The sequence below is a fragment of the Blastomonas sp. genome, assembly GCF_041747255.1.
GTDB lineage: Bacteria > Pseudomonadota > Alphaproteobacteria > Sphingomonadales > Sphingomonadaceae > Blastomonas.
In genome coordinates, this window is sequence record NZ_JBGTFM010000495.1 from 1 (window position 1) to 8792 (window position 8792).

At 60.8% G+C, this 8792-nt stretch carries 9 protein-coding genes; all 9 read right to left on the reverse strand.

Translation table 11 applies throughout. From position 1 onward, the window contains the following. Positions 1-69 precede the first annotated feature (69 nt). Positions 70-1533 (reverse strand): NADH-quinone oxidoreductase subunit NuoN, encoded by a 1464-nt coding sequence (gene nuoN, locus ACEW8G_RS16375; RefSeq protein ID WP_373489459.1) that lies wholly within the window; start codon positions 1531-1533, stop codon positions 70-72. Next, the gene (locus ACEW8G_RS16380; protein ID WP_373489460.1) at positions 1530-3074 is read right to left on the reverse strand and encodes an NADH-quinone oxidoreductase subunit M; all 1545 of its coding nucleotides are present in this window, start codon (positions 3072-3074) and stop codon (positions 1530-1532) included. Before ACEW8G_RS16380 ends, nuoN begins: the two co-directional genes overlap by 4 nt. 1 nt (position 3075) lies before the next feature. Then, positions 3076-5073 (reverse strand): NADH-quinone oxidoreductase subunit L, encoded by a 1998-nt coding sequence (gene nuoL / locus ACEW8G_RS16385; protein ID WP_373489461.1) that lies wholly within the window; start codon positions 5071-5073, stop codon positions 3076-3078. A gap of 4 nt (positions 5074-5077) precedes the next feature. Beyond that, entirely contained in the window at positions 5078-5383 is a 306-nt protein-coding gene (nuoK, locus tag ACEW8G_RS16390) for an NADH-quinone oxidoreductase subunit NuoK (RefSeq protein WP_373489462.1), read from the reverse strand. 61 nt (positions 5384-5444) lie between these two features. Continuing rightward, complete coding sequence (locus ACEW8G_RS16395; RefSeq protein ID WP_373489463.1) at positions 5445-6059, reverse strand: NADH-quinone oxidoreductase subunit J; 615 nt, start codon at positions 6057-6059, stop codon at positions 5445-5447. Between the two features lie 106 nt (positions 6060-6165). Beyond that, on the reverse strand, positions 6166-6645 hold the full coding sequence (gene nuoI, locus ACEW8G_RS16400) for an NADH-quinone oxidoreductase subunit NuoI (RefSeq protein WP_373489464.1): 480 nt from the start codon (positions 6643-6645) through the stop codon (positions 6166-6168). Positions 6646-6649: 4 nt separating this feature from the next. Beyond that, positions 6650-7693: an NADH-quinone oxidoreductase subunit NuoH gene (nuoH, locus tag ACEW8G_RS16405; RefSeq protein WP_373489465.1), complete on the reverse strand. Its 1044-nt coding sequence runs from the start codon at positions 7691-7693 to the stop codon at positions 6650-6652. Continuing rightward, positions 7690-8091, reverse strand: coding sequence for a clan AA aspartic protease (locus tag ACEW8G_RS16410; RefSeq protein ID WP_373489466.1), 402 nt, complete (start codon positions 8089-8091; stop codon positions 7690-7692). Before ACEW8G_RS16410 ends, nuoH begins: the two co-directional genes overlap by 4 nt. After that, positions 8091-8792: molybdopterin-dependent oxidoreductase (locus ACEW8G_RS16415; RefSeq protein WP_373489467.1), on the reverse strand; the 702-nt coding region annotated here is incomplete at its 5' end. The genes ACEW8G_RS16415 and ACEW8G_RS16410, both read right to left, overlap by 1 nt.

The following is an 8792-nucleotide window of genomic DNA, read 5'->3' on the forward strand; positions in this document are numbered from 1 at the left end:
CGGGCGCGCCGGCTTCGGCACGCGCAAGCATGTCCGCATTGGTGGATGCGGTCAGCGCGACCGTTTCGATCAGGCTGACCAGAAAAGTGCCTTGGCTGCGCCTGCCGTCACAGGACTCAGCGCCAATGTCGCCAGATAGCCGAGCGGCGAGACGAACAGCGCGGTCATCGTGATCAGCGCCATGCGCGCCGATGAATCGCTGGGCGCAATGACATCGACGGCTTCATCGAAATACATGACCTTGATGACCTTGAGATAATAGAACGCGCCGATCACTGACGCGGCGATGCCGATGGCGGCAAGCGGGATCAGCCCCGCCGCGACCGCCGCATCGAACACCAGGAACTTGCCCCAGAAACCGAACAGCGGCGGCAATCCGGCGAGGCTGAACATGAACATCGCCATCGCCGCTGCCAGCCCCGGCCGGGTCTTCGAAAGTCCGGCGAGCTTGGCGATCTCCTCGACCGGTCTGCCCTGCCGGTCATTAAAATCGAGCACACAAATGAAGCTGCCAAGCGTCATCGCGACATAGATGATCAGATAGGTCATCATCGCCGATGCGCCCTCGGGCGTGCCGGTGGCAAGGCCAATGAGGATGAAGCCGACATTGTTGATCGAGCTGTAAGCAAGCAGCCGCTTGATGTTGGACTGGCCGATCGCCGCTACCCCGCCCAGCAGGATTGACGCCATCGCGACAAAGATAACGATCTGCTGCCAGACGTCCTGCTGGCCGCCGAAGGCTTCGATGGCGACGCGCATGGTCAGCGCCAGCGCCGCAACCTTGGGCGCAGTGGCGAAGAAGGTAGTGACCGGGGTCGGCGCGCCTTCATACACGTCAGGCGTCCACATGTGGAACGGCACCGCGCTGATCTTGAATGCGAGGCCCGAAAGCACGAACACGATGCCAAACAGCGCGCCGGTGGGCACCCCATCGGCCAGCGCGGTCTGGATGCCGATGAAGCTGGTTGTGCCGGTAAAGCCGTAAAGCAGCGACATGCCGAACAGCAGGATGCCGCTCGCCAGCGCTCCGAGCACGAAATATTTGAGGCCCGCTTCGGCCGAGCGCGAATCGTTGCGCAGGAAGCTTGCCAGCACATATGCGGCGAGGCTGTTGAGTTCGAGGCCGATGTACAGCGTCAGAAGGTCGACTGCCGAGACCATCAGCCCCATGCCGATCGAAGCGAACAGGATAAGGATGGGGTATTCAGGCCGCATTGCATTATTGCGCGCAAAGAACCTTGGCGCGACGATTACGCAGGCGATGACCGACAGAAAGATCAGCACCTTGGCCAGCGAGGCAAAGCGGTCCATTCGATACAAGCCGTAGAATGCGTCCGCGCCTTCGGAGAAGCCATCCCGCAGCAAAAAGTTGAGCGACAGCGCCAACCCGCCAAACAGCGCGGCGACAGTCAGGATGCTGACCAGACGCGATGCCTTCACGCCGCCAAACGCGCCGATCAACAGCAGCACCATAGCAGAGATGGCAAGCAGGATTTCCGGCGAGGCCAGCTGGAACCAAAGCGCGTAATTCATCTGTGAAGGCCTTCTTCAGCATGCGCGGCGGGCGTCATGGCAGGGGCTGCCCCCAGCCTGACCTGCGCATCGCCCAGCGGTTTGACCGCCGCCAGCCGCGCTTCGAGCGCGCCAACGTCCTTGCGCATCGGGGCCATGAAGCTTTCGGGATAGACCCCCATCCACAGCACCACGATGGCGATCGGCAGCAGCAGCGCGATCTCGCGCCTGTTCAAATCGGGCATTGCGGCGACATCGTCGGTCCTGATCACGCCATAAGCGACGCGGCGATACAGGTAGAGCATATAGCCCGCGCCCAGAATGATGCCGGTGGTCGAGACAATCGCGACCCAGCTTGACACCTCGTAGACGCCGACCAACGCCAGGAACTCGCCGACAAAGCCGCTGGTCCCCGGCAGGCCGATCGAGGCCATCGTGAACAGCAGGAACAGCAAAGCATAGCGCGGCATGTTGATCGAGAGGCCGCCGTAACGGTCGATCTCACGCGTGTGCAGCCGGTCGTAGATGACGCCGACGCACAGGAACAGCGCGCCCGAGACGAGACCGTGGCTGAGCATCACGACCAGCGCCCCTTCGAGCCCCTGCCGGTTGAACGCGAACAGGCCGACGGTGACAATCGCCATATGCGCGACCGACGAATAGGCGATCAGCTTCTTCATATCGGTCTGCACCAATGCGACCAGCGACGTATATACTACCGCAACCATCGACAGCGCGAAGATCAGCCAGATGTAATCGACCGAGGCATCGGGCAACATCGGCAGCGAGAAACGCAGGAAGCCATAGCCGCCCATTTTGAGCAGCACCCCCGCGAGGATGACCGATCCCGCCGTTGGCGCCTGCACGTGCGCATCGGGCAGCCAGGTGTGCACCGGCCACATCGGCATCTTGACCGCAAAGCTCGCGAAAAACGCCAGCCACAGCCACGACTGCGCTTCGACCGGGAAGTTGTAGGCCATCAGCGTCGGGATGTCGCTGGTGCCGGCCTCGTTGACCATCCAAAACATCGCGATCAGCATCAGCAGCGATCCGAGCAGGGTGTAGAGGAAGAACTTGTAGCTGGCGTAAATCCGGTCCGCGCCGCCCCAGATGCCGATGATCAGATACATCGGGATCAGCCCTGCCTCAAAGAAGATGTAGAACAGGAAGATGTCCTGCGCTGCAAAGACGCCGATCATCAGCACCTCCATCAGCAGGAACGCCGCCATATACTCGCCGACACGGGTCTGGATCGATTCCCAGCTCGCCCCGATGCAGATCGGCATCAGGAACACCGAGAGCATGATCAGCATCAGCGCGATGCCATCAATGCCCAGCGCCCAACTGAACCGGTCGAACAAGGGCAGGCTTTCAACAAACTGCCATTGTGCGCCGCCGATGTCGTAATTCGCCCACAGCAATATGCCCAGCGCCAGATCAATCAGCGTCGCGATCAGCGCCAGCCAGCGCGCGGTATTGGCGCTTGAAAACAGACACGCGACCGCCGCCACCATCGGCACGGCGAGCATCAGCGACAGGATGGGAAAGCCCAGATCGTTCATGTCAGCGCACCATCAGCCAGGTCAATGCACCGACAAGGCCGAGCAGCATCACCAGGGCATAGCTGTAAAGGAAACCCGATTGCAGCTTCATCGCCATCCGGCTGCCCGAGGTGACGAGCACCGCCGCGCCATCGGGGCCAAACCGGTTGATCGTGCCTTCATCGCCGACCTTCCAGAAGAACCGGCCCAGCGCGAACGAGGGTTTGACGAAGATGTGATGGTAAAGCTCATCAAAATACCATTTGTTGAGCAGAAACCGATACAATCCCGACATCGCTCCGGCCAATTTTGCGGGCAGGCCCTTGTTCACAACATACATTAGAACTGCGGTCGCCAGCCCGATCAGCATCGCGACGGTCGACGACAGCTTCACCCACAACGGCACCTCGTGCATCGCGTGCATCAGATCGCTGTTGAAGTAGATGCTGCCGGCCCAGAAGGCCTCGCCTTCTTCGGCATACAGGAAGGGATGATAGAACGCATAGCCTGCGACCACCGCGCCCACGGTCAACAGGCCGAGCGGGATCAGCATCGACAGCGGACTTTCGTGCGGGTGATAGCCGCCTGTCGTATCCGCGCCCGCCTGCGCGGGCGTCTTGTGGACGCTGTGCTGGATATGCTCTGACTCGATCCAGCGGGGCTGGCCGAAGAAGGTCAGGAACATCAGCCGCCAGCTGTAAAAGCTGGTGAGCAAGGCCGCGATCACGCCGATGCTGAATGCGAATTGGCCGACCTGCGTGCCAGATGCGAACGCCGCCTCAATGATGCCGTCCTTGGAATAGAAGCCGGCAAAGCCAGCAACGCCGACGATGCCAACCCCGGTGATCGCCAGCGTGCCTGCCATCATCGCCCAGAAGGTGAGCGGGATCGATTTCCTGAGCCCGCCATAATAGCGCATGTCCTGCTCGTGGTGCATCGCGTGGATGACGCTGCCTGCGCCAAGGAACAGCAAGGCCTTGAAGAACGCGTGGGTGAACAGGTGAAACATCGATGCGCTATACGCGCCGACGCCCGCCGCAAAGAACATGTATCCCAGCTGTGAACAGGTCGAATAGGCGATGACGCGCTTGATATCGGTCTGCACCAGGGCGACGGTCGCTGCGAACAGCGCGGTACTCGCCCCGACAATGGTCACCACCGCGAGCGCGGTCGGACTGACTTCAAACATCGGCGACAGGCGGCAGACCATGAATACACCTGCGGTCACCATCGTCGCGGCATGGATCAGCGCCGACACCGGGGTCGGGCCTTCCATCGCATCGGGCAGCCAGGTGTGCAGGCCAAGTTGCGCCGACTTGCCCATCGCGCCGATAAACAGCAGCAGGCACAGCACCGTCATCGTGTCGGCGCGCATGCCGAGGAAGCCGATGCTGGAGCCCGCCATGCCCGGCGCTGCTTCAAGGATCGCAGGGATCGAGACGGTGCCGAACACCAGAAAGGTGCCAAAAATGCCCATCATGAAGCCCAGGTCACCCACGCGGTTGACCACGAACGCCTTGATCGCGGCGGCATTGGCGCTGGGCTTTTTGAACCAGAAACCGATCAGCAGATAGGACGCAAGCCCGACGCCTTCCCAGCCGAAGAACATTTGCACCAGATTGTCAGCCGTCACCAGCATCAGCATCGCGAAGGTGAACAGCGACAGATAGGCGAAAAAGCGCGGCTGGTCCGGGTCTTCATCCATATAGCCCCAGCTATACAGGTGGACGAGGGCCGACACGGTGGTGACAACGACCAGCATCACCGCAGTCAGCGTATCGACGCGCAAGGCCCAGTCGAACTGCAGATCGCCCGACCGCAGCCATGACAGCACCGGCACGACATAATCACTCGTCGAGCCATTCAGAAACCCGAGGAAAATCGGCCAGCTGAGCGCGCAGGCGGCAAACAGCGCGCCTGTCGTCACCAGCTTGGCGGGCACATTGCCGATGATGCGGTTGCCGAGCCCTGCGATGATCGCGGCGAGCAGCGGCAGAAAGACGATGAGGGTGATGGCCATGCGCTTAACCCTTCATCTGGTTGATATCATCAACCGCAATCGACCCGCGACCGCGGAAATAGATCACCAGAATAGCCAGCCCGATGGCCGCTTCGCCTGCGGCGACGGTGAGCACGAACATCGCGAACACCTGCCCCACCATGTCGCCCAGGAACACGCTGAACGCGACGAGGTTGATGTTCACCGCCAGCAGGATCAGCTCGATCGCCATCAGGATGATGATCACGTTCTTGCGGTTGAGGAAGATGCCGAGCACGCCCATCACGAACAGGATGGAGCTGACCACCAGATAATGTTCGATGCCGATCATGGGCGCGACGCTCCCCCAAAAAGCTTATGATGGCTCCTGTCATCCTGAGCCTGTCGAAGGGTCACAGCTCTACCCCTTCGCCGACGGTGGGCTGGGTGTTGCGCACCGCATCCTGTGGACGGCGGCGCACCTGCGATGCGATATTCTGCGGCTTCACCCCGGCGCGTTTGCGGTTGGTCAGCACAATCGCGCCGACCATCGCCACCAGCAACACGAGCCCTGCGCCTTCGAACAGGAAGATGTAGCGGGTATACAGCAGCTCACCCACTGCCTCGATGTTGCTCGCGCCTTCGCGCGCCGGGTGCAGCCCACCCTTGCCCAGCGCGATGTTGCCCGCCTGATATGCGCCGATGCCGAACACCAGCTCAGCCAGGAACACGGCGGCCAGCGCGATGCCCAGCGGCAGGTTCTTCATGAAGCCGGCGCGCAGCTCGGCAAAATCGATGTCGAGCATCATCACGACAAACAGGAACAGCACTGCAACCGCGCCGACATAAACAATCACCAGCAGCATCGCGATGAACTCTGCGCCGATCAGCACCATCAGCCCCGCCGCATTGAAGAACGCCAGGATCAGCCACAGCACCGAATGCACGGGGTTGCGCGACAGGATCGTAAATGCACCGCTGGCGATGACCACGCTGGCAAACAGGTAAAAGGTAAATGTCTGGATCAAAGCTGTGCAGCCCCCGGAACGCCCAATCGAGCGGGTCTGGTGATGGTGCCCTTACCGCCTCTCCCAGCGGAACGGACACCCATGGTGAATCGACTTCGCGTGCGCCTTACCGATAAGGGGCATCGGCTTCAAGGTTGGCGGCAATGGCACGTTCCCATTTGTCACCGTTCTCAAGCAGCTTGCCCTTGTCGTAGATCAATTCCTCGCGGGTTTCGGTCGCAAACTCAAAGTTCGGCCCCTCGACAATCGCGTCAACCGGGCAGGCTTCCTGACAGAAACCGCAATAGATGCACTTGGTCATATCGATGTCGTAGCGCGTCGTGCGGCGGCTGCCGTCCTCGCGTGGTTCGGACTCGATGGTAATGGCCAGCGCCGGGCAAACCGCCTCGCACAGCTTGCAGGCGATGCAGCGCTCTTCTCCATTGGGATAGCGGCGCAGCGCATGTTCGCCGCGAAAACGTGGTGACAGCGGGTTCTTCTCGAACGGATAGTTGATCGTCGCCTTGGGCTTGAAAAAATACTTCAAGGTCAGCGCGTGCGCCTTGATGAATTCGTAAAGCGTGAAGGCCTTGATGGTGTGCAACATGTCTTCAGACCCCGTAACGTGTCAGCATCAGATAGCCCGACACCAGGACGACCCAGATCAGCGACATTGGCAGGAAGATTTTCCAGCCCAGCCGCATCAACTGGTCATAACGATAGCGCGGCACGGTCGCCTTCACCCAGCTGAAGATGAAGAAGAAGATGCAGATCTTGAGGATCAGCCAGACGATGCCCGGGACCGCATAGAGCGGCTCCCAGTCAACCGGCGGCAGCCATCCGCCCCAGAACAGCACCGCATTGAGCGTGCACATCAGCAGCACGTTGGCATATTCGCCCAGCCAGAACAGCGCGAAGGCCATCGACGAATATTCGGTCTGATAGCCAGCGACGAGTTCGCTTTCTGCCTCGGTGAGGTCGAACGGCGCGCGTGCGGTCTCGGCAAGCGACGAGATCAGGAACATCACCGCCATTGGAAACAGCAACAGGTTGAAGCCGAAAGCATTGACGAAGCCCAGGCCATGGCCCTGCTGCGCCACGACCAGCCCGGTCATGTTGAACGTGCCCGCCCACAGCACCACGGTGATGATGATAAAGCCGCTCGAGACCTCATAGCTGATCATCTGCGCTGCCGCGCGCAACGCCGAAAAGAACGGATATTTGGAGTTCGACGCCCAGCCCGCGACGATCACGCCGTAAACGCCCAGCGACGAAATCGCGAAGATATACAGCAGCCCGACGTTGATATCGGCGAGCACCATGCCGGCATCGAACGGGATCACCGCCCACGCCATCAGCGCGACCGTGAAGGTGATGATCGGCGCGATCAGGAACAGGCCCTTGTTCGCGCCCGACGGGATGATCGTTTCCTGCAGGAACACCTTCAGCGCATCCGCAAAACTTTGCAGGATGCCGAACGGCCCGACCACATTGGGCCCGCGCCGCAGCGCCATCGACGCCCAGATCTTGCGGTCAACATAAATGACAATCGCCACAGCCAGCATCACCGGCAGCGCGATCAGCAGGATGAAGATGAGGTTGGCGACGAACCAGCCCCAGCCAAAACCCAGCGATGATTGGAAAAATTCGGTCATAAATGCGAAGTCCTGAAGCCCATGGCCATAGCGCCGGGGATATTCGGATGGTCTGGATTGGGAATCAAAATCTGACGACGCGGATCAACCAGCACGTCCATTGATTCCATCGGGATTGCTCCAAGCAGGACTTGATCTCCCATCACCATGGCGCCTGTGAACGCGTGGCGACCAAACACCTCCACCCTCACAGGACCCACATAATCGACCAGTTCCTTGCGGCCGTCTGCGTAGGTTACCATCCGCTGCTCCATGGTCTTGAGCTTTAGCTGCAAGGCCACGAGCTTTGGTATGCACAAATCAATCGCTCCTGTGTCAACCAAGGCGGTCGCGTCGATCTCTTCAAGATCGTCCCGAGCCGCGTTGGCAAGGCGAATTTTTTGTTGAACCAACCCCATTATTCCGCCGCCTCCAGAATGTCAGTCCCGTGGAGCAGTTCAGCCGAGCAGCGCTGCATCGTGGCGCTGGCGCGGGCGATTGCGTTGGTGAGGTAGAAATCCTTGATCGGATAGCCGACCGGGCCGGATGCCTTGGCATCAAGCGTCGGCGGTGACCAGTCGAACGACGCCAGCCCTTCAAAGCCCAGCGCCGGAACCGCAGCGACCATCGCCGCGCGGCAATCGGCAAAGCTGCCGAACGGCAGGGTGTGGCCCAGCACATCGGATAGCGCGCGCAGGATTGACCAGTCTTCGCGCGCATCGCCAGGGGCAAATACCGCCTTGTCGCTCATCTGCACACGGCCCTCGATGTTCACATAAGTGCCATTCTTTTCAGAATAGGCCGCGCCCGGCAGGATAACGTCCGCTGCGGCCGCGCCCTTGTCACCATGATGGCCGATGAACACCTTGAAGCTGCCCGCGAACTGGTTGAAATCAACCTCGTCCGCGCCCAGCGCCAGCAGCAGCTTCGGCTGTGCCGCGACCAGATCAGCGATGCCGCCCGGCTGTGCCCAGCCGAGCATCAGCCCGCCCATCCGCGCTGCCGCCATATGCAGCACGTTAAAGCCATTCCACACGCCGTCATCGGTGTCACGCACCAGATTGAAGGTGTTGGCCAGCGCCAGCGCCGCGCCCTGCGCTCCAGCCACGCCGAGCGCGCC